The organism is Kitasatospora dryopteridis (genome assembly GCF_050749075.1).
In the GTDB taxonomy this organism is placed as follows: domain Bacteria; phylum Actinomycetota; class Actinomycetes; order Streptomycetales; family Streptomycetaceae; genus Kitasatospora.
In genome coordinates this window covers 3,565,248-3,585,838 of record NZ_CP192749.1, presented here as the reverse complement: position 1 = coordinate 3,585,838, position 20,591 = coordinate 3,565,248, and the positions used below count along the sequence as shown (strand labels likewise).

Below are 20,591 nucleotides of genomic sequence, written 5' to 3'. Positions count from 1 at the left end.
TCCCAGGTAGGGATTTCTGCGTCACCGCGTCATCAGCGTCATTCGGGCCTCTGACCTGGGGTTTTAGGTGTCGCAGTGGCCGGGGCCTGCGTCACCGGTGCGTCACCGGCTGCGTCACCGTGACGCAGCCGGTGACGCAGGTGACGCAGGATGACGCAGAGCCGGCCGTCTGCGTCACCCCCAAAGCCGCAGGTCAGGGGCCGTTTTCTGGCGCGGGTGACGCAGGTGACGCAGCGTCTTCTCTCTTAGGAAAAAAAGAGGGGCGTCTGTAGGTACTTGGGCGTCGCTCAGAGCGAAAAGAGGAGCCGCTGCGCGGCGCGCTCTGGGGCGGCGCCGCCGCCGAACTGCAAGAGGAGCACCCCCTTCGCGGAGGCCGGTGCTCTTCTTGCTGTTCGGGGCGGCGGCCCGGTCACTGCAGCGGCGGCTGCTTGTGCGGTGGGGTGGGTGCCGGGCGGGTCATTTCGAGGTAGCGGCCCTCTTTTGTCCGGCCCGCCTCGATGAGCACCTGCCGCGCCGCCAGGGTGGGCTGGAGGCGCTTGAGCCGGTCGGAAAGCACCTTGCCGGTGGTCGGCCAGCCCTTGGGCAGGGCCCGGAGCTCCTCCCCGGCGTAGACGCGGCCGAGGCACGCCAGCCACTCGGTCGAGGTCATGCGCTGCGCGGTGCCCGGGGCGATGGTCTCGGCGTGCTGCAGGACGGTCTGCGCGAGCAGGTCACCCTCGATCACGTCGTCGTTCAAGTCGTCCAGACTCGCCCGGTACGCGGCCAGCGCCCCCAGGCCGGTCGCCGCGTCGAGCTGCGCACACAGGTGCGCGAAGTCCGCCATCCGCAGGTCCGTGGGCGTCTCCGCCTCCACCGCCCGGACCTTCACCGTCAGATCGAGCAGCGACCCGAGCACGACCGGCAGGGCTTCCTCGTAGTCCGCCCACAACTGCGCCTCGGTGACCCGGACGCCGGGCCGCTCCAGCCGCAGCGGCAGGAGCCGCTCGGCGAGGTCGGGCCGGATGACGCCGACGTCGATGCCGGTCAGCAGCAGGGGCCGCCGGTAGCCGACCCGGAACACGTCGCCGTCGGTGAACAGGGCGCGCTTGACGCTCTCGGCCCCGGTCACGATGCAGCACATCGCGTCCGACAGGTCGGGGGTCATGTGGGAGAGGTTGTCCAGGGCGGTCACCCATCCGGCCGCGACCGCCGCGATCAGGTTCTCCTCGTCCTTCGGGGCGCGGCGCAGGTCACCGCTCATCCCCTCGATGATCCGCACCAGCATCCGGCCGCCGGTCGACTTGCCCGCGCCCTGCGGACCGGTCAGGAACGGGGCCGGGACCGGCACGGACGGGCCGAGGCAGCCGATCAGCCACGCCATCGCCAGGCACTCGGAGCTGGCGTTGGCGAAGTTGCACAGACCGAACAGCAGGTCGATCCCCTTGCCGTCGGTGTCCTTCTCGGGCACCGGGAGTTCGCCGGTGAGCTGGGTGCGCCGCCAGCACACCTCCCGCGGGTCCGGGACGGCGGTGTCCCAGCCGTCCGGGTGGATCCGCACCGACAGGCCGTCCGCGCGGCCCAGGTCCAGCCACGTCGCCCCGCCGAACCCGGGGGCCACACGGATGTGGACCGGCTGCACCTCCTCCGACAGAGCGAGCGCCTCGATCAGGTCCAGCGCCTCCTTCAACGCGGTCCCGTTGAACACCCCGACGCCGTCCTTGAACAGGTTGACCATGAGTTCCTGGCGGTGGCTGCCGGTCGTGCCCTGCGAGCGGATCGGACGGGCCACCGGGTGGCCGTTGCGCTGCGCGTACACGGTGCCGTCCGCGGTGCGGAAGTACCGGAAGTGGGCTTGGGCGTAGTCGGCGATGACCTCGCGGGCCGGGGTCTTCTCCTCGTCGGCCATGGCTACATCCCCAGCCTGGTCAGGGCGTTGGTCCATGCGTCGGTGCAGTGCCGGAGCGATTCGCCCTTGGCCTGTGCGGCGGCGAACAGCCTGGCGGTGTGTGCCTCGGTCAGGCAGCCGCACTGGCCGTGCGTGGACAGCACCGCGAGGAACGCCCCGAATACGGTCGCGTGTACCGCGCTGGCCGCCTCGGTGATGCGCTGCTCGGCCATGGCAATGCCCCGCTCCAGGTAGGTGGGCGTGCGGTGCGGGCACCTTCCGCCCCGGGCCGGGGCGGGCACGGTGACCGAGGTCGGCCGGACCGGGGTGGGCTCCTTGACCAGCAAGGCGCGGACGGCGTCGGGAAGGGTGGTGAGGGGGCCGGTGCCGGGTCCGAGCCACCGGGCATAGGACATCGCGGACTTGATGTCCACGCCGGGCCGCACGCCGTTGGCGGAGGGCATGACGCCCCGGTAGATCCAGTGCTCGCCTCGGGCAGTGGGTACGGTCCGGGTGGCGGGCAGGTTGGCGTCTGCCCAGGCGATGGCGTCCTCGTTGTCGAGGTCCACGACGGTGAGGCCGGCGCCGCCGGGGTGGTAGGCCACTCCGGCGGACTGGCGCCAGGCCCGGCCCCACACGCGGGAGTTGAGGATGTCGGGGTCGGTGGTGGCGGCGGCCCAGCCGTGGCAGGGGGCCAGGCAGGTGCAGGGGCCGGGGGTCTTCATGTTCGGCCGACCGCCGCACGCGTTGTCCGCGCAGTCCCGGCAGTTGCCGAACGGCACCTTCCCGGCGCGCAACGGCATCGCGGGCAGCCCGGAGGCACCCAGGGAGAGCGCCACGTGCAGGTGCTCTCCCCGAATGTGGGTGGGTTGGGTCATGCTGGAGGTCTCCAGTTCTCTATGAGCGTGCTGGATTGGCGGCGGCCCCCTCCGGCCAGGAATCGGGGCCGCCGTTGTCGTGCGGTGCTAGGCCGCGCTGGAGCAGGGCCAGCAGGTGCCGAGCGAGGTCGGGATGACGTATCCGGCGTCGCGGCGGCAGGCGGGGCAGGTGCGGCGGGCGGCCATGGCGGCGGCGAGGGCGCGGGCCCGGCCGGGGGTCATCGGCCGGACGGGCTGGGCGAGGTCGACGCGGTAGAGGTAGCCGACCATGGTCCCGCCGGTGCGGCGGGCGAGGCGGGAGCGGCAGGTGATCTCGGCGACGGGGTCCTGTCCGCCGGGCCGCAGCCCGCGGGCGCGGAGCTGGCGGCGGGTGGCGAGACCGGCCGGTGCGCAACGCCATCGGTAGGTCGGCACGGTCGCCGCGGGGGTGTCCGGGGCGGTGGTCATCGGCCGGTGGGGGTGAGTTCGTGGGTGTGGCACAGGACGGGGCCGATGAGCCAGCCGATCCGGTCGACGGTCCAGCGGCCGCCGGTGAGGGGGCCGGGCGGGACCTCGTCGACGATCCGGCCGGTGCGGCCGACGGCGCGGGGGTCGTCCTCGCAGGAGGTGATCAGGACCTCGGCGTCAGCGGTGAACACGGTTGCCTCCAGGTGGTGGCCGGGAGGGAGGCAGGGGGCACCCCGCCGGGCCCGTTTCCGGGCCCGGCGGGGCACCTCGTAGCAGTGGGTCCCTGCCTCCCTGTCAGGGAGTCTTTGCAGATCAGGGCAGGTGGAAGGGGTCAGGGAGGGGGCGAGGGAGATCTCCCTGCCTCCCTGCCGGCTCCCTCTACGCGAAGCCGCCGTCGGCGCTGTCGTCGGCGGCCTGCTCGTCCCGCTTGGCGATGGCGTCGGCGACGCGCTGCCGGGCGACGACCATCTGTCCGTCGGACTTGTACGGCGCCGCCCCGGCAGCCTCCAGCAGCGCCTTGAGGTCGGCGAAGGTCCACTCCCGGTACTCGCCGGGGTTGCGGGCGGCGAGAGCGGCGAGGACCTCCTGGGTGCGCATCCGCGGGGCGTCGCCGATCACGGCGGCGACGTCCGCGAGCGCGTCGACCTCCTGCTCGGGCCGGTCGACGGCGGTGAGGGTGGTGACGCCGGCGCGGCGGGCCTTGGCGCGGTCGGCGACCTCGATGGCCTGCTCGCCGGAGATGAAGTGCGTGCGGATGGTGATGGACGACTGGCCCGGGGCCAGCTTCACCCCGTCACCGGCGACGACCACGGTGCCCTTGTCGAGGCCCTGGCGGAGCTTGTGCGGGGCGGCGCCGCCGTTGACGGCCTTGTCGCCGAGCGCCATCCGGGCCTGCTCCTCCGTGCCGAGCACGAGCGAGGCGCGGATGTGCGCGCCCTCGCGGACCAGCTTGGGGAGGTTCTGGTCGGTGGGGTCCTGGGTGCCCTGCCACAGGATGACGTTGACGGCCCGTCCCTGGTTGTGGAGCTTGCGAGCAGCCATGAAGTAGCGGCTGGTGGCCTTCGTCCCGCCGTACGGGCGCTTGTCCTCGCCGACCGCCGGGCACATGAACGCCACCTGCGCCTCGTCCACCAGCAGCACGATCGGCCGGAACCTCGGGTCGGTGCGCGCCATGTCGCGGGTGACGCCGTCGGTCGCGCCGGACTGCTCCAGCAGTGCGATCCGCCGCTCCATCTCCCGCACGCCCGCCTCCAGCATGTGGGTGGCCTCGATGACGTGCTGGTCGGTGGGGCCCTGGATCAGGACGGTGGCGAGGCCGTCGAACATCCGCCAGTCGCCGACACCCTTGAGGTCGGCGAGCCGGAACTCCACCGACGTGTCCAGCGCCAGCCACAGGGCCAGCGCCCGCAGGCTCGCGGTCTTGCCCTGGTTGGACAGGCCGGTGATGAGCAGGTGCCGCTGCAGCAGGCTCAACAGGGCGGCATCGCCGCGCAGGTCCTGACCCCACGGCGCCCGGCCGGTGTACAGGTCGGCCGTGACGTCGGGGTCGGTGACCAGCGGGGACGGGCCGATCGGCTCGTCCAGCGCCCCGGAGTCGGCGATCCACAGCCGGACGGTGCGGGCAGCCTGCGGGATCGTCACGAACACCTCGTGCTCGTGCCGGGACAGGTTCTCCGCGAGCTTCCGGCGGCGCTTCTGCACCTCGTCGGTGGAAACGCCGGAGGGGAGGGTGACGTCGACCTCGACACCGCATCCGGCAATCCGGATCGGGCCGAGCATCGCCGCCCCGGCGTCGCCCATCTCCTTGATGGCGTTCCGCAGCGGTGCCACGCCGAGGTCCCGCAGCGCGGTGACCACGACGGACGGGGTGATGGGGGCGCCGTCGGTGGTGGTCTTCCCGGCGGGCATCGCCCATGCCGGGGCGGCCTGCCGGTGTCGGCCGATCGCCCACAGCGAGGCGAGGAACAGCCACGGCCCGGCGACCGTGACCGGCCCCCAGATGATGCCGATCAGGACGACCACCCACCGGATCAGGTCGATCACGGTCATGGTCGGCACCACGATCTGGGAGATGTCCTTCTCCGCGATCGCCAGCACCACGCCGAGGGCGAGCAGGGCGCCCTCCGCGGTCGCGACCCCGACCGCGGCCCCCTTCGCCACCGCGATCGGGGAGGTGATGAGGTCCATGCGCCGCTTGTGCCGGGCGGCGCGGAACGCGGCGGCGCGGGTCTCCCACTCCAGCACCTGTTCCGGCTGGCCGGCGGCCTCGGCGGCGCGCATCATCCGCTCGTAGCGGGCCAGCGTCCGGCCGTCCCACGCCCGCCGCGCGGCGATACCCCCACCAGCGAGGACGTAGGAGCCATGCCGGACCACGAACCGGCCCGTGGTGCGGGTGCGCTCGTGCGTGGCGACGACCCGCACCGCGCGGCCCCCGCGCACCCACACCGGCACCCGCGGCACCATCGGCGCGGACGGGGCGGCCTGCGTCGTGGTGGTGGGCGGCTGATCGGTGTCGGGCTTGAGCAGGTGCACCTGCGGCCGGGTGGCGCGGTGCTCGTTGAGGTCGTGGACGGTCCCGAGGACGGGCCCGGTGGCGGAGCTGTCGGTCATGATGGGACTTCTCCTGTCTGCTACTGCGGGTCAGGGGGCCCGGGGCGGCCGGTCGATGCTTGGCGGCTTGGCGGCCGCCCCGGGGCGCTGCTACTTGCGGCGCTTGGCGTCGCGTTCGACCTGCCGGGCCTCGGCCCGCACCCGGGAGTCCTCCTGGATGCGGTCCATCTGGGCCTCGATGCGGGCGGTGGACTTGCCCCGCTGTTCCAGCCGGTTGGCCTTCGCGCACAGCCGGAACAGACGGGCGGCGTCGGCGACGTTGTCGGCGCCGAACTTCTCGTGGTCCAGCTCGAAGAACGACATGCTGTGGATCTCCCGTCAGGGGCGGGCCGGGGCTGTCCCGGCTCCCCACCCCCTCCCGGCATCCCGGGCGAGGGCGGGCAGCCGTCAGCCGCGGTGCATGTCGCGGATGATCCAGCGGATCACCAGAGCCGTCACCGCCAGCGACAGGGCGGCCATACCGGCGGCGACCAGGGCCGCGGTCGTCGCGAGCAGCACCGGGATCAGCACCGCGGCCGCCCCGGCACCGGCGGCCACGTACTGGCCGACCGGCCGCGCCGCGGGCGGGGCGGCCTGCTGGGGGACCGGCAGCGGGGCCGGGTGGCGGTGGGCGTTGATCTCTGCGACCAGGGCGGCGAGCCGTTCCAGGTCGGCGGCGGGAAGGTGCTCGTTCACGGTGACCTCCGGTCAGTTCGCCGCGGCCGCAGGATCATCGGCCACAGGGTCGGGGACGGCGGCGAGGCCGGGCCGGGAGACCGCGGCCCGCTCCGCCTTGAGCACGTCGCGCAGGAAGCGGGCCCGGTCGGCAGAGGTGCGGAGCGTGGTACGCAGTCGGTCCGCGGTCAGGTCCGACTCGGGCCAGTCGGCCGTGACCGTACGGGCCTCGACCAACAGCTCCTCCGGGGTGCGAGTCGGTCGGGTGGTGCGGGCCGACTTCGGCACCGTGCCGGTCGTCCGACGCGGCCGACTCTCAACCGCCGCCACCACCCGCACCGGACGCACCGGCGCCGCCTCGACCGTGGGCGAAGTCGGCTCCGTGAGAGACGCTGCGGCGGGTGCCAGGTCGGGCGACTCGTAGACCGACTCCGCCGTACCCGGGGCGGCCGATCCGCGCAGGTCAGACCCCGACCGATTTGCAGTGGTCTGGGTGTTTTCTGCGGGTTCGGGCTTGTGGTGGAGGACCTTGGCGACCAGGTCCGATCCGAAGTAGATCGACCCGACCGGCAGGCAACTGGCGAGCAGGACCAGGGCGTAGTGGGCGGGCGGCCAGTCGGCCAACCGGGCCCGGCCGCCGTCGTGCAGGGCGGGCACCAGACCGTGGACGTAGTTGAGGACCAGACTGGCGACGGTGTAGCCAGCCAGCACGCGGAGGGCGAACTTGCGGTCGGGTCCGGTGAGCATGAGGGCGGCGACCAGGGCGAGGGCCATCAGGCCGTCGACGACCATCGGGTAGACGAACGCGGCCTGCGGGTCGGCGCCGATCGCGGCGACCACGTCCCGCAGCGCGTTCCACGAGACGCGGAACGCCATGCCGACCACCGTGAGCAGGCCGAGGACCATCCAAAACTTGCCTGCTCGGCTCACCGGAACCACCTCCGGCGCGGCTTGTCGCCGTCCGTGGTGAAGCCGGCGTATCCGCCCTCGGGCGGCTCCGGGTAGCCCACCGCCTGTCCGGCGGCGAGCGCCGTGGCGGCGAGGACGGACGCCGCGACGGCGGCAGCCGGGTGGCCCTGGTTCGCGGCGGCGGACGACAGCAGGCCGCCGAGCGTCGCCGCGCGGCGGTCGCCGGCCGGGTTCCCGTTCCCGTCCATGCAGAACGAGATGGCCGCTCGCTTGGCGGCCTCACGCAGACGCCCCATCAGGCCGCCACCCCCAGCACCCGCCGCGGGCGGTTGACCGTGCGGCGGGTCGTGGTGAGGGGCACCGGGGCGGCGGCCATCAGACGCTCCGCGTAGGCGGCCAGCTCCGGGTCCTCCCGGCGCAGGTCCGCCAGCACCGCGGCGGCGGCGTCCATCCGGGCGGTGCGGTCGATCGCCGACTCACCGGACACGCCGGCGAACAGCTCCGAGTCCACGCCCAACGCCAGCTCCGCGAACTCCTCCGAGTTCGCGGCACACTGGCCTGCAACAATCGACTTCACGGGTCTACCTCTTCCAATGGCGGGTGGGCCCGTGAGGGGCTGCCGCGATCCCGGCCAGGAACGCGCGGCAGCCCCACCTCACGGGCCCGATGGCGACAGCCCGGCGCATCCGACGCCGTGGCTGTCCGTGGACGGGGAGGGAGTCGCACCCTCACCCCCGCAGGGGCCCACTACGGGCCGCCCAACTCGGTCTGCCTCCGCCTCACCCCGATCACCTCCTCGTGCGCTGCCGCGCAGGGTTCTCGGCGGGACCTATGGAGTTCTCAAGCAACACGCGCTTCCATCGGGGGGCTGTCACACCACCCCTCCGGGCGCATCGGCGCAGCTCAGGGCAGCCCAAAGAAGGGCTAAGGATTGCCTAGGGGGGATATCCCCTTGCCGCGATACCCAAGGTAGGCAGGCCGGTCCTTTGCGTCAAGCCCCCCTGGCGGTAGCCTTGCTATGCCCCCTAAGCAGAGAAGAGATCATCGTGCACGAGGAACTGGAGCGGGTGGCGGGCATCGCCCCGCCCGTCGACAGGGCCAAGGCGGCGATCGACCTGATGGCGGACTATCAGGGCCGCGTGGTCGAGCTGTCCCGAATCCGCAGGGAAGCCATCGAGGAAGCCTCAGCGTCTGGCATGACTCAGGCGGAAATCGCCGCCCTTCTCGGCGTGAGCCGCGGCAGGGTCGGTCAACTCGCCGCCGCCGGTCCACCCCCCGAGCGCGCGTTCTTCGGTGTCGGGCCCGTCACCATCCCGGTCGCAGGCAAGTACGAGGCCAGCAAGACCCCGGACCAGAACCCGAGCGAGGTCGTCACACGGGAAGACCTCAAGAACTTCGAGCACCTGCGGAAGCTCATGGCGGGCATGAAGCTCGAAGCCGACTACGAGGTGATCCCTCCCACTGGCATTGTGAACCTCAACCGCGAACACCTGGTGGTCATCTGTGGGCCCCGGTTGTCGCCGATCATCGCGCAGGTACTCGAAGGTGACGATTACCTCCGCTTCCGCAAAGACACCGCCTGGCACCTGGTAGACCTGAAGACCAACACCGAGTTCAGGTCACCACTGGACACGGACGGCACGGCTGGCGACGTGGGCTACCTGGCGCGTCTTCCGCGGTTGGATGGGAAGGGCACCTTCCTGTACATCGCCGGCATCCACGCGATCGGCGCCAACGGCGTCGTGCACTATCTGGAGAACCACTTGGCCGACCTGTACCGAGAGGTCAAGACGCGGCGCTTCTCCACGTTGATCTCGTGCCGATATGACCCCGAGACTCTGGACGTACTGGAGAGCACCCGCGTGACTCCGATCTACCGGCACGAGGCCTGACATGCGAGTCTCGCTCGCAACAGAACCCGGCGGAACCGGGCCGAATGAGGACTGGGTCGCCGCGACACCGTCAGTTGCTGTGGTGCTAGACGGGCTAAGCACGGCAGGGCTCGATACGGGATGTGAACACGGTGTGCCCTGGTACGTGGCCAGCCTTGGCGGTCGCATCATCGCCGAACTGGCAGCACCCGACAGGTCTCTCGTCGAGGGACTGGCGCGGGCGCTCGATCAGGTGGCGCAGCTACATCCCCAGTGCGACTTGAAGAACCCGGGCACGCCGTCCGCCACCGTGTCCATCCTGCGAGAAGAAGCGGACCAGTACAGTCACCTGATCCTCGCGGACTCCCCTGTGGTCTACGAAGGTGTCGACGGCTACTCCGTTCACACTGATCTCCGCGTGGACTCGGTGGTGCCGGATCTCCGGGCGGAGACCGAGCGCTACGCGACAGGATCACCCGAGCACCTCGATAGCGTCAGACGCATGATCACGGCTCAGCGGCTTACTCGGAACACCCTGGGTGGCTACTGGGTCGCAGCTGGAGGCCCCGAAGCTGCTGAGCATGCATTGACGGGCTCTGTGCTGCGGGAGAGTGTGCGCTCCGCGGCCGTCATGTCGGACGGTGTGTCCCGACTGGTAACTGAATACAGGATGGTCGGGTGGGACGACGCGTTTGCCATGCTCCGTGAGGGCGGTCCCGCCCGCCTGATCAGCAAGGTGAGGGAAGTCGAAGCGACAGATCCCGACGGCCAGCGATGGCCACGTTACAAGGCCGGGGATGATGCTGCCCTCGCCTACTGCGAGATCTAATTTAATTCAGATCAGACACTCCCGGGACGGCGCCCGGTCGATGAGCCAGTGCTGGGCAAGCGAGACAAGGCCTGGTAGGTCATGGCGGCGCGGACAGTCCCGGCGGATCGGTAGCGGCGTGACCACGGCGCGAAGTCGAGCCCTCTCCCGCTCATGGGGAGGGGGCTCGACGGTTGGGCGTGGGTCTATCCGACTGCGATGTGGATGTTGCCGGTGCCGATCGGGTCGGGGGTGGCGTGGAAGGTGTTGCCGGTTGCGTCCGAGACATTCGTCCCGGTGTAGGTAACCGACTGCAGGTACAGGGTCTGGCCGTTCGGGCAACTGAAGCTACCCGGGCCAGGCGGGCCGACCGTCAGGCTCCCGGTGGTCTGTCCGTTGCGCACAGGGAAGGTGCCTGTGGTGTTGAGGGATTGCGACACGGTTGTCTTGTTGCCGGCCTTCGGGTGGTTGCCTCCGTTGTTGAAGCACTGGTAGACGGCGGACGCGTTGTCCACCGTGAGTGAGATCTGGACACTGCTCGTGCCGGTGCCGAGGCCGGCGTCCTTGAACGCGGTCGTCAGGGCGCCTGTCGTGCTGCTGACACTGTTGTTGGCGAACAGGAAGTGCGGGCTGTCGGCGAATGCCGGAGCGACGCCCAGAGCGATTCCGAAGGTCGCGGCAGCAAGCACGGTAGCGATACGTCGCATGGTTTTCTCCTCGGTGGCTCAATTCAGATCGAGAAGTGTTGATCCATCACCTCCTTCGGGATCAATAATTGCATTGTGAACCAGGCGCCCTGTTTTCCGGTCATGGACTACGCTAGGTATTGACGGAAAATGTCACAAGGGGTAGCGGCTCTTGAAATAGAATTGGGGATCGTAGTCAGGAGCCGTCGGCTCTCCTGCGCTCGTGTTCACCAATGGCGCGACGGGGCTGGCGTGTTGCTTGCCCAGTGCTATGGGCACAACGTCTCGGAGCGTCCCGCGAGGAGGTCGCACCGTGGGTCGTCGACACGCCCCGTAAGCGAAAGGAGACGGCGCTGCGGCAGATGCGCGACTCCCTTCTGCCCGCCGCGGACGCCGCCGGCAGGGCGATCCGCAGCGGGTGCTCGACTATGTGGGCGCCGCCGCGCACCGGCACCCGGCCCGCTGGGGCGTCAAGCGGCGACACGGCGGGCTCCACGACCAGGTGCACCCCGAGCGCCGGTCGAGTCGCCGACATCGGCATCCGACATCAACGGCAACGCACGTTGCCAAGCAGCCCCATCCGTAGCTGCGATGGTTTCCTGCCTGCTGAGACCGGTGCTGCACCAGGGCGAAGTGGCATGTCGAGCTTGTAAAGCGGGGGTCGTCGGTTCGAACCCGACAGGGGGCTCCAGAACGGACATAATTCCGGGGCATGTCGGACACTGGTCCGGGTATGACCCAGCGCTCTGAAAAGCGGTGCTCACGGATCTTGGAGGCCGTTGGCCTGCACGGGAGTGCAGGCCAACGGCCTCCTTCGTCGCCTGCGCTGAAGCTGCCGGGGCGTGGGTCGATGGTTGAATGTCTGGCTCGCCGAGGCGCGCTCACCTTGTGGGCGCCGTCGTGGCGCGGGTCAAGGGCGCCACAGCCCGCACTGGCCGGTGGGCCGGTGGCGCGCCTGCCCTCGGAGCCGGGCGTGCTACCGGCGGGTCTCTGCTTGCGCGCGGAACTGGCGGACGTGGTCCGCGGCCTTGGCGAGCCCGGTCGTGCTGTCGCCGTCGACGACGGTCACGTAGGTGTTTCCGTCCAGCCACGCACAGATGGTCGAGCTGAACTGGTGGTTGCCGAACGCGTCCGTCGATTCGATCTTCGTGAAGGTGACCTTGCATTTCATGACGCCGCCCAGCGGTCCCGGGTCCGCGTCCTTGACCTCGCCATGGGTCACCTTCATGCCCGGCACGTCCGCCGAGCCGTCATTCATGTCGGTCAGCGCCTCGGTGCGGTCCTCCTCGGAGAACGGGACGTCGCTCTCGACCGCGAAGACCTCCATGTGGTTCTCCCCGAACTGGCCGCTCTTGTACGTGGTCACGATGACGTGCTTGTGCGGGTCGTCCTGCGCTATGGCCTCGGCCCGCTGCCGCATCGCCGCGGTCCCGGGGGCATCGTCGTCGCGCTTCATCCCGAGGAAGGTGTCGGGCAGGTGGAGGCGACCCATCGTCTGGTTCCCCGCGCCCGGCGCCTGCTTGCCCGAACCCGCCCCTGCGTCGCCCACCGCCGGTGGGGCCGCACCTCCGGCCGGAGTCGCCGCAGCACCCGCCGGGGCCGTGCCGGGTTGCGTGGTGTCCCCCGACCTCGTCACGGCGAACGCCGCGCCGGCCAGGACGATCGCGCCGACGATCCCCAGCGCGATCCACGGCCCGGTGCGGGAGGGCCGGGCCGGTGCCGGCTGGTTCCCCCCGACCGGCGGTGGCCCGTACGCGTGCGGAGGCGGACCGTAGGCGGGTGGGAACGAGGGTGGTGGCGGGACGTTCCCGTCCGGCGGCTGTGCGGGTAACCCGGATGGCTGCTCGTGCATCTGCGAACTCCTGGACGTCGAGTGGCGATGTGGTGGAGGAACTGTGGGTCTGGAGGGAATATGCCTCAGCCGTGGGTGCCCCCGCACAGCCCGGACGATCACTGTTTCCGATCTGTAGCACACGCCGCCCCGGCGTTCCTGACCATCAGTCAGTACTCGTCCAGTCAGTACTCGTCGTTGCGGTGTCCTGCTCGGCGCTCCGGTCACCGCCTCAGCGACGGCCGCGGCCACCTGTAGCTGCACACCGTCCACGCTGTCGTGGTGTTCACCCTGATATTCCAGGGGGCGCCTTCGTCAGTACCAGCGAGTCGACGGTGGTACCGCCGTCGATCATCGTGTACCGCAGGGTGCCGTCCGGAAGGAGCTCCAGCTCCCGCTGTCCGGCGGCGCTGCATTTCACGCCCTTGGACTCGATCAGCCGCGAGGTGAAGCGCAGCTTGGTGCTGGACGCGGAGGTCAGCGTCCATGCCGCGTCGCAGTGGCCGCCTGCGGTGATCACATAGCCCTCGGCGGCGTTCGGGTCGTTGACCCGGGTGTTGTGGACTGTCACGGTGACCGCGTCCGTGCGGCCCACCTGCGCTCCCCAGATGCCGATGAAGGCGGCCCGGTCGCCGTTCGCCTCCGGGTCTCCGGACGGCGACTTCGACGCGGGCGGGTCCGACGCGCGGTCGGTCGCCTCGTCGCTGCCCGGAGTGGCCGAGCCCGGTGGGGCGGCTCCGGCCGAGGAGGTGGCCTTGGCGCCCGAGGTGCCGCCGGACCGGTCCAGTCGGGTGATGCCGTAGCCGACCGCGGCCGCCACCAACAGCGTGCCGACCGTGATCCCCGCGATCGGCCGACCGCGCCGCCCGGGCGCCGGTGGCGGGGCCGGTGGGCCGTAGGGCAGTGGTTCGGCGGGGCCGTAGACGCCCGGGGCCGGCGGCCCGAACCCCGGCGGCGGGGGCGGGGTGGTGACGGTGTCGTGGGTCCGGTGGCCGGAGAGCGGGGCGGGGGGCGTCGGGGCGGGGGCCGGGCCGTCGGTCTCCAGGTCGAGCAGGCGGACGGCGGTACGCCCGACGGAGGCGGCGAGGTCGGCGGGCAGCCAACTGCTGCTGCCGAGTCGGCCGGCGGCGCTGGCGTCGGGGTCGAGGCGTTCGCGCAGCTGCTGCGGGGTGGGCCTGGCCTCGGGGTTCTTGGCCATGCAGGCGAGGATGACGGCGCGCAACGGATAGTCGAGCGTGGACAGGTCGGGCTGTTCGTGCAGCACCCGGTAGAGAAGGACAGCGCCGCTGACGCCGTCTCCGAAGGGCGGGCGGCCGCTGGCGGCGAGGGCGAGCACCGCGCCGAGCGAGAACATGTCGCTGGCCGGTCCGGCGGGTTGCCCCTGGGCCTGTTCGGGGGACATGAAGCCGGGTGAGCCGACCACGTGCCCGGTTCGGGTGAAGCCGGTGGAGGCGTCCAGGGCGCGGGCGATGCCGAAGTCGATCAGCCGGGGGCCGTCCAGGGTGAGCAGCACGTTGGACGGTTTGACGTCGCGGTGGACCAGGCCCAGGGCGTGGACGTGGGCGAGCGCCTCGGCGAGGCCGACGCCGAGCAGCCGGGTGGTGGGTTCGGGCAGTGCGCCGTGCTCGTTCACGGCGGCGGCCAGCGAGGGGCCGGCCACGAAGCCGGTGGCGACCCAGGGCTGGGGGCCCTCGGTGTCGGTGTCCAGAACGGGGGCGGTCCACGCTCCGCCGACCCGGCGGGCGGCGGCGACCTCCCGGCGGAACCGCTCCCGGAACTCGGCGTCCCGGGCCAGGTCCGGCCGGACCGCCTTCACTGCCACCGTGCGGCCGCCGGGAGTCCGCCCCAGGTAGACCCGGCCCATGCCACCGGCGCCGAGCCGCCCCAGCAGTCGGTAGTCGCCCAGCTCCTGCGGATCGTCCGGCTCCAGCGGCTGCATGCTCTCACTCCATCGGCCGAAAACTTGTTCCCGTGCAGAAGGTAGCGGTTGTGGGGTCGTACGGAGGAGAAACTGAGGTTGCCGCAGAATGGGCCGCCGGACGTCCGGTGCCGGTGATGCCGGCTCCTTCGAGTGGGTCGTCCATGCTGCGCGCGCCGCCCCTGGCGACGTTCGTGGCCGTTCGGGCTTCCTCAGGCGTGGAGCTGCGTGAGCGGATGGCGCAGCGGGAGTCATCCAGGGGTGGATCACGAAACCAGGCGCATGGCGCTGACCTGCAGGTCGGTTCGAACCCGACAGGGGGCTCAGCGCCAAGAACGCCGGAAGGGCCGGCTCGACATGGCTCTTCCTTCCGGACCGGGATCAAGGAAACGCGCTTGTCGGACAGTTGTGCGGGCGGTAGCGGCGCGCGAGATGCCGCTCGGTTCGGCAATCCTGCGACAGGTCCCCCCAGGGCAAGAAGCATGCCGGCGGCTTGACTTGGTCGTTGAGATTCCACCGCCGGGTGGGCGACCTCGGCCGAGCGTTCGGTCGAAGTGCGGCACGAGTGGCCCACCCATAGCGTGAAGGCGTCGGGAGAAACCACTTCGAACGGTTTGTCCCCATCCTCCAGGGAGTCATCGTGCTCTACGTCATGACCCTCAGCTGGCAGCCCGGGCTCACCCCGGAGCAACGCGACGGTGCGCTGGCCCGCCGCGCCCAGTGGCAGTACCCGGACGGTCTCACGGTGCTGGGTGAGTACTGGACCGCGGCCGAGAATCCCGCGCTCGTGGCGGTGTTCGAGGCCGAGAACTTCTCCCCGTTCATGGACATCGGCCTGACTTGGGGTGACGTCTTCCAGATCAATACGTATCCGGCGGTCACCGCCGAGGAGGGGATGAAGCTCGGTCTTGCGGCGATGGAGCGGCGAGGTGCGTGAATCCACCGCCCACGCAGGGTGATCACGTCCTGCCGTCCGGAGGCGGTTGCCTCAACCAGTGCATCGGTCATCGTCCCCAGGGCGGGCGAGGTGCCCCACGCCAATCCCTGTGAAGCGGGGTCGTCGGTCCGAACCCGGCAGGGGGCTCAGCTCCATGAACACCGGAAGGGCCGGCTCACGAGGGTGATCCTCGGGAGCCGGCCTTCCTGGCTGTTCGAGCGGTACGGACGGCCGGCCAGGGCATCCCCGCTCACGTGCCGGACGGAGCTGCGCTTCCGGTGCTCCGGCGGGGAGCCGGTCAGTGGTGCCAGGCGCTCCAGCGGCCGGCGGCGTTGCGGTCGCGCTGCCAGTGCATGCCGACGTTGTCCCGGATGATGACGCCGAAGGCGTCCCTGCCCTGGCGGACGAGCGTGGGGCGGATCGTCGAGTAGCCGTCCAGCGTGGTCCAACGGCTCAGCCCGCCACCGGGGTTGGTCCAGCGGGTCCAGACGGCGCGGTCGGTCCCGATGGCGAAGATCTCCCGGGTGCCGTTGCCGAACTCGAAGAGCGCCTTGCCGTTCTCGTACTCGCCGCCGCAGTAGAACGTGCACCCGAAGAATTCGTCGGTGCAGGTGCTCACTCCCGGGCCGCCAGGGCGGGCGCCGGCGCGGAGACCAGCCCTGCGGTGGCCAGTGCTGCCGCGGCGAGGAGGGCGGGACGGGTCGTCTTCACGGTCTTCTCCGGATCGGTCTGCGGGTGGAGGGGGGCTGCCTGCTCTGCGGGCCGGCCGGTCATCCGGCCTGGGCGGGGGTCTGCTTGATCCGGTCGACGATCGCGCGGGTCATGACGGCATGGGTGAACACCACCGTGCCGGGCTTGATCAGGCCCTCACCGGAGGTTCCCTCCACCTGGACGGTGCGCTCGCCGAGGAAAGCGAGGGTCTTGTCGTCGAAGATCCATTCGGTGCGCTGGCCGGAGGTCTCGTCCAGGCGGGCGACCGCGACCCCGTGCCGGCCGGCGGCGTCGACCGCGTCGTCCACCTTGACCACCCCGGGGATCTTCGCTGCGGCCTTGTAGAGCGCGACCGTGAGCGCGGCCGGCGGGTAGCTCTCGCGCAGCAGGTCACCGATCGTGGTGAACGCCTCCTGGTCGGGGGTGCGGCCCTTGCCCCGGGTCTCCGTGTAGATCTTCCGCAGCAGCACGTCGGGGTCGGTGGGCAGAGCGGCGAGGTAGTTGTACGTGGGGGCGTTGAGGGTCGCCTTCGGCATCTGGCCCGTCTCGGTGGGCCCCGCCAGGGTGATGCCCCCGGGACCGGTGGTGCCGGCCTCGATCAGCCAGCCCTTGGTGCCGTCCGGGGAGTTCCAGGTCTGGCGCAGGTGCAGCTCGTCGCCGACCAGGCTGCTCTTGCCGTTCACGCTCTGCACGTGGGAGCCGGCCGACTTGGTACCGATGTAGACGAACTGGTCCTCGCGCACCGGCGACGGACCGGAGACGGTCGCGGCGGCCAGCGAGATGCGGTCCAGGAGCTGCGTGGCACCCTTGGGGTCGGCGGTGCCGATCCGGGTGGTCAGCACCGGGCCGGAGGCGACCCCGGAGCCGTTGTCGGCGGCGCCCCGGTCGCCGAGGACCTGGACGCCGGTCGCGATGGTGCCGGCCAGCACGCAGGCTGCCGCGGGCAGGAGGAACGCACGGCGAAGGAACGGGCTGCGCGGGTTCGTGGTGGAACCGGGCCGGGCGGGGGCCGCGGCGGAGCGAAGGTCGTCGTGGATCCGGGTCATGAGGCGCTCCTTGTGGAACTGGTGGCGGCCCGCCGGCAGTTCCCGCTCCGCGGACGGCAGGAGGTGCTCGATCTCCCCCCGCTCGGCCGGGTGGGGCTGGGAAAGGTTGGCGTTCATCGGATTCCTTCCTGTGCGGGCCGGACCGCGTTCGCGCGGTCGCCATGTGTCTGTCGCGGGCGACCGGCGAGTTCCCACCTGTTCTTCTTCAGTTCCGCGTCGGCGAGCTTGCGCAGCTTCGTGCGGGCCCGGGACAGCCTGGAGCGAACGGTGCCGAGCGGGACGCCGAGGACCTGAGCGGCTTCGGCGTACTCCAGGCCCTCCCACAGGCACAGGAGGAGGACTTCGCGTTCGGGCCGCCGCAGCGCACCCAGTTGCCTCAGCGTGACGGCGATGCGCAGCCGGTCGTCGAGCCGGCCGGCGACCTCCTCGGCGTGGTCGGGTACGAGTGGTACCGCCGCGGCGGCGGCAGCGGCCGCGGCCCGGTAGCGCCGATTGCTGCGGCAGTGGTTGCGCGCGAGATTGGTCGCAACGCCCAGCAGCCACGGCCGGAGTGAGCCCCCTTCGGGTTCCACCGCGTCGTGCAGCCGCCACGCCTCCAGGAAGGTCGCCGACATGACGTCCTCGGCCACGGACCAGTCCCCGGTCAGGCGGAACGCATGGTTGTAGACGGTGCGGGCGTAACTGTCGAAGAGCTCCGCGAAGGCATCGGGGTCCCCGGCCCGCACCCGGGTTCGCATGTCTGTGGTCACCCCTGTCGGCTGTCCGGCATCACGGGCGGGTTCCCGTGACGCGCATCACAGCCGGCCCCGGCGGGAGCGGAAGGGCCCGGCCAACCCCCGTTGGCCGGACGGAAACTGTGCACGGCGCAGGCTACGCCGCGCCGAACTCGAACAGGACGAAGCCTGCGTACCAGCCGGAGGCGGCTGCCGCGACGGCCAGCACGACGGTCAGCGAGGGCAGTGCGAGGCGGCGCAACGCCGTGGCGATCGGAATGACCAGGGGGAAGGCCACCAGCAGGTAGCCGGGGGCGTGCTCGAAGAGCCGACCGGTGCCGAGGCCCAGGATCAGGACCAGCGCAGCGTAGAGGGTGAGCACCAGCGGCGGACGCAGCCGGAGCAGCAGCAGTAGCAGGCAGGGGGCGGCGAGAAGCGTCAGCAGGCCGAGCAGATCTGCTGTGGGGTGGGAGGACGTGCCGCGGTCGAGCAGTAGATCGGTGACGGCGTGCCGGGTGTTGTGGCCGAAGTGGCTCAGCCATGCGTCCTGCTTCGCCTCGGCGTAGCCGAACAACTCGCCCGTGCGGTCGCCGACCCGGAGGAGGTGGCCGAGCAGGCCGAGCGGCGCGATCAGGAGCGCGACCAGCGGGCCGGTGATCTTCTGGCGGCGGACCAGCGCGCCCAGGGCGGACAGGCCGACGACCGCGATCAGCGCGGCGGCAGCGGGGTGGCTGAGACCGGCGAGGAGGGCCAGTGCTCCGGCCGTGAACCAGCGCCGGGTCATCAGCGCGTAGCAGGTCCAGGCGGCCAGCGCGACGAACAGGGACTCGCCGAAGACGGCCCACTCGAGACCGGAGCCGGGGAACACCGCCCAGAGGCCGGCCGCGATCACACCCGCCCGGTTGCCGCGCAGCCGTGCGGTGACCGCGAAGACGCCGGCGGCGGCGGCGAACGAGAAGGCCACGGAGAGCAGCATCCCGGCGCCGTAGGTACCCGGGCCGGTGAGGGACACCAGCCGGATCAGACCGGGGTAGAGCGGGAGGAAGGCGGCGGAGTCCCACTGGCCGGCCGGTGGGAGCAGGTGGAACTGGTAGCCGTGGGCCGCGATCTGCTGGTACCACCAGCCGTCCCAGGAGCCGACGACGTCCCAGACGTGGGTGCCGCCGCCGAAGCGGGAGTCCTTGGTGCGGTACCGGCCGGAGGCGGCCAGGAGTTCCATGAGCACCGCGAAACCGATCAGCTTCAGCATGCCGTAGGCGATCAGCGCGGACAGGTAGCCGCTGGGTCTCGCGGAGGGGCCGGTGGGTGCCCCGTCGGAGTCGGGGCCGGCTCCCCGGCTGCCCGTGGTCTCGGAGGTCCCGGTCGTCGCGTCCCTGGGCTTGAGGATGCCGGCGCCGGGGCTCAGGCGATCGGGGTCCACGCGCTCGGGGTCCGGGCTCGTGGGGCTCTTGCGCCGGGGTCCGGTGACTCCGGAGCCCGGACCGGGAGGACGGTTCCGTTCGGGGTTCGTGAACCGGGAATCCCTGTTCGTCGGTGGGCTGGACCTGGTGGGCTCGTCCAGCCGTCTGCCTGGTGTCGAGTTCATGGCGCCGCAGGCTAGCGGCAGGTTCTCCGACAGCCCGTTCCCGCACCGATTCCGCCCACTACCCGACCACCGCCGCCACAACGCAGCTGCGTCCGTCCCGACCGGCGCATCGGCTTATGTGCAGGTCAACGGCCTGCCGGTGCGGAGGGCCGTGCGGTGGACCGGCACGTCGGCCACCGACCCGGGGTCGGCGGCCGACCGGTGCAGTGCGGTCAGGCGCACTTCACCGCGGTGTTGAACAGCGACATCGCGGTGACCTTGCCGCCGTCGACCGCGAAGACCAGCTCCCAGTCCTGTGCGCCGTCGACCGGCAGAGTGTAGCCGCCCTCGATGGCCTTGACCGCGGGGTGCGCCTTCTTCAGGTCGTCCTCGGTGGAGCCGGTGCCGAGGCCTTCGGCGGTACGGGCCTTCGGCGGGGCGACCAGCTGCTTGAGCTGCCCGGTGGTGCCGAACTTGGCGCCGCCGACCGCCTCGAAGGCCTTCTCGCGGGCGACCAGGAGCTTGGTCTCGTCGGCGATGGCGGTGGTGGAGTCGGCGAGCAGCTGTGCGACCTCCGCCGAGCGCTTGGCGTCCTCGGCGTACTCCTGCGCCGAGGCGCCGGCACCGGCCCGCTTGGCGTCCGCATCGGCCTTGGCCTTGTCCGCCTTGTCGCCGGCCTCCTTCGTCTTCGCCGCGGCCGCCTTCTCCGCGGCGATCACGGCGGGGTCGGGGGCCGGGCCGTCGTGGTACGCGAAGACCGTGCAGCCGGTCAGGGCGGACATCGGCGCGCTCTGCAGGGCGCCGCTGCCCAGCGCGGCGTCCTTGGTCGTGCCCGGGCCGAGGCCGCGGTAGCCCTTCGGGCCGAACACCTCTGCCCGGGCCGAGGCGGAGCCCTTGCCGGCTCCCTTGTCGGAGCCGGCGCAGGCGGTACCGCCCACGGCCACCGCGGCGGCGACCAGGGCGGCGCACAGCAGCCGGGTGCGGCCGCCGCGGTACCCGGCCCGTCGTGCCGGTGCCTGCGACGGCTGCTCGAACCGGGCCTGCTGCTGTGCATTCGTCATGTAAGAACCTCGTGTTGCGCAAAAGACGGTGACGATCGTGGGCGGGGACGCCCGGTGCGGCGCTGCAGCGCCGACACGCTGCT

21 protein-coding genes are annotated in these 20,591 nt (G+C 71.4%); 3 read left to right on the top strand and 18 right to left on the bottom strand.

Annotated features, from left to right (window positions below):
- Positions 1–409: 409 nt before the first annotated feature.
- From ACQ614_RS16300 to ACQ614_RS16255, 10 genes are all read right to left on the bottom strand, one after another.
- Positions 410–1,885, bottom strand: coding sequence for an ATP-binding protein (locus tag ACQ614_RS16300; RefSeq protein ID WP_431679293.1), 1,476 nt, complete (start codon positions 1,883–1,885; stop codon positions 410–412).
- Between the two features lie 2 nt (positions 1,886–1,887).
- Positions 1,888–2,742 (bottom strand): bifunctional DNA primase/polymerase, encoded by an 855-nt coding sequence (locus ACQ614_RS16295; RefSeq protein ID WP_431679292.1) that lies wholly within the window; start codon positions 2,740–2,742, stop codon positions 1,888–1,890.
- An 87-nt stretch (positions 2,743–2,829) separates the two neighbouring features.
- Positions 2,830–3,189, bottom strand: a complete 360-nt coding sequence (locus ACQ614_RS16290) for an RRQRL motif-containing zinc-binding protein (RefSeq protein ID WP_431679291.1) — start codon at positions 3,187–3,189, stop codon at positions 2,830–2,832.
- Positions 3,186–3,380 carry a hypothetical protein gene (locus ACQ614_RS16285; protein ID WP_431679290.1) on the bottom strand — a complete coding sequence of 65 codons (195 nt, stop codon included), beginning with the start codon at positions 3,378–3,380 and terminating at the stop codon, positions 3,186–3,188. Before ACQ614_RS16285 ends, ACQ614_RS16290 begins: the two co-directional genes overlap by 4 nt.
- Before the next feature lie 187 nt (positions 3,381–3,567).
- Positions 3,568–5,799, bottom strand: a complete 2,232-nt coding sequence (locus ACQ614_RS16280; RefSeq protein WP_431679289.1) for an FtsK/SpoIIIE domain-containing protein — start codon at positions 5,797–5,799, stop codon at positions 3,568–3,570.
- A 90-nt stretch (positions 5,800–5,889) separates the two neighbouring features.
- Positions 5,890–6,102 carry a hypothetical protein gene (locus tag ACQ614_RS16275; protein ID WP_431679288.1) on the bottom strand — a complete coding sequence of 71 codons (213 nt, stop codon included), beginning with the start codon at positions 6,100–6,102 and terminating at the stop codon, positions 5,890–5,892.
- An 84-nt stretch (positions 6,103–6,186) separates the two neighbouring features.
- A complete protein-coding gene (locus tag ACQ614_RS16270; protein WP_431679287.1) occupies positions 6,187–6,474 on the bottom strand; it encodes a hypothetical protein in 288 nt (95 codons plus the stop codon).
- A gap of 12 nt (positions 6,475–6,486) precedes the next feature.
- Complete coding sequence (locus ACQ614_RS16265; RefSeq protein WP_431679286.1) at positions 6,487–7,383, bottom strand: DUF2637 domain-containing protein; 897 nt, start codon at positions 7,381–7,383, stop codon at positions 6,487–6,489.
- Positions 7,380–7,658 (bottom strand): hypothetical protein, encoded by a 279-nt coding sequence (locus ACQ614_RS16260; RefSeq protein ID WP_431679285.1) that lies wholly within the window; start codon positions 7,656–7,658, stop codon positions 7,380–7,382. Before ACQ614_RS16260 ends, ACQ614_RS16265 begins: the two co-directional genes overlap by 4 nt.
- Positions 7,658–7,939 carry a hypothetical protein gene (locus ACQ614_RS16255; protein ID WP_431679284.1) on the bottom strand — a complete coding sequence of 94 codons (282 nt, stop codon included), beginning with the start codon at positions 7,937–7,939 and terminating at the stop codon, positions 7,658–7,660. The genes ACQ614_RS16260 and ACQ614_RS16255 overlap by 1 nt, the downstream gene beginning before the upstream one ends.
- A 469-nt stretch (positions 7,940–8,408) precedes the next feature.
- Here ACQ614_RS16255 and ACQ614_RS16250 point away from each other — a divergent pair, with 469 nt between their 5' ends.
- Both ACQ614_RS16250 and ACQ614_RS16245 read left to right on the top strand, forming a co-directional pair.
- On the top strand, positions 8,409–9,254 hold the full coding sequence (locus tag ACQ614_RS16250) for a sigma factor-like helix-turn-helix DNA-binding protein (RefSeq protein ID WP_431679283.1): 846 nt from the start codon (positions 8,409–8,411) through the stop codon (positions 9,252–9,254).
- 1 nt (position 9,255) lies between these two features.
- Positions 9,256–10,062: a hypothetical protein gene (locus ACQ614_RS16245; protein ID WP_431679282.1), complete on the top strand. Its 807-nt coding sequence runs from the start codon at positions 9,256–9,258 to the stop codon at positions 10,060–10,062.
- Positions 10,063–10,247: 185 nt separating this feature from the next.
- Here the strand turns inward: ACQ614_RS16245 and ACQ614_RS16240 are convergent, their stop codons facing one another.
- The 3 genes from ACQ614_RS16240 to ACQ614_RS16230 all read right to left on the bottom strand — a co-directional run bounded on the left by ACQ614_RS16240 (position 10,248) and on the right by ACQ614_RS16230 (position 14,497).
- Positions 10,248–10,748 (bottom strand): hypothetical protein, encoded by a 501-nt coding sequence (locus ACQ614_RS16240; protein WP_431679281.1) that lies wholly within the window; start codon positions 10,746–10,748, stop codon positions 10,248–10,250.
- A gap of 955 nt (positions 10,749–11,703) precedes the next feature.
- Positions 11,704–12,276, bottom strand: coding sequence for a hypothetical protein (locus ACQ614_RS16235; RefSeq protein ID WP_431679280.1), 573 nt, complete (start codon positions 12,274–12,276; stop codon positions 11,704–11,706).
- A 568-nt stretch (positions 12,277–12,844) separates the two neighbouring features.
- Positions 12,845–14,497, bottom strand: a complete 1,653-nt coding sequence (locus ACQ614_RS16230) for a serine/threonine-protein kinase (RefSeq protein ID WP_431679279.1) — start codon at positions 14,495–14,497, stop codon at positions 12,845–12,847.
- A 619-nt stretch (positions 14,498–15,116) separates the two neighbouring features.
- Here ACQ614_RS16230 and ACQ614_RS16225 point away from each other — a divergent pair.
- Positions 15,117–15,413 (top strand): DUF3303 domain-containing protein, encoded by a 297-nt coding sequence (locus tag ACQ614_RS16225; protein ID WP_431679278.1) that lies wholly within the window; start codon positions 15,117–15,119, stop codon positions 15,411–15,413.
- Between the two features lie 298 nt (positions 15,414–15,711).
- Here the strand turns inward: ACQ614_RS16225 and ACQ614_RS16220 are convergent, their stop codons facing one another.
- From ACQ614_RS16220 to ACQ614_RS16200, 5 genes are all read right to left on the bottom strand, one after another.
- Positions 15,712–16,032, bottom strand: a complete 321-nt coding sequence (locus tag ACQ614_RS16220) for a hypothetical protein (protein WP_431679277.1) — start codon at positions 16,030–16,032, stop codon at positions 15,712–15,714.
- 151 nt (positions 16,033–16,183) lie between these two features.
- Positions 16,184–17,287, bottom strand: coding sequence for a CU044_5270 family protein (locus tag ACQ614_RS16215; RefSeq protein WP_431679276.1), 1,104 nt, complete (start codon positions 17,285–17,287; stop codon positions 16,184–16,186).
- Positions 17,284–17,907 carry an RNA polymerase sigma factor gene (locus ACQ614_RS16210; RefSeq protein WP_431679275.1) on the bottom strand — a complete coding sequence of 208 codons (624 nt, stop codon included), beginning with the start codon at positions 17,905–17,907 and terminating at the stop codon, positions 17,284–17,286. The genes ACQ614_RS16215 and ACQ614_RS16210 overlap by 4 nt, the downstream gene beginning before the upstream one ends.
- A gap of 133 nt (positions 17,908–18,040) precedes the next feature.
- Positions 18,041–19,303: a hypothetical protein gene (locus ACQ614_RS16205; protein ID WP_431679274.1), complete on the bottom strand. Its 1,263-nt coding sequence runs from the start codon at positions 19,301–19,303 to the stop codon at positions 18,041–18,043.
- Positions 19,304–19,680: 377 nt separating this feature from the next.
- Entirely contained in the window at positions 19,681–20,508 is an 828-nt protein-coding gene (locus ACQ614_RS16200; protein WP_431679273.1) for a hypothetical protein, read from the bottom strand.
- Positions 20,509–20,591 lie beyond the last annotated feature (83 nt).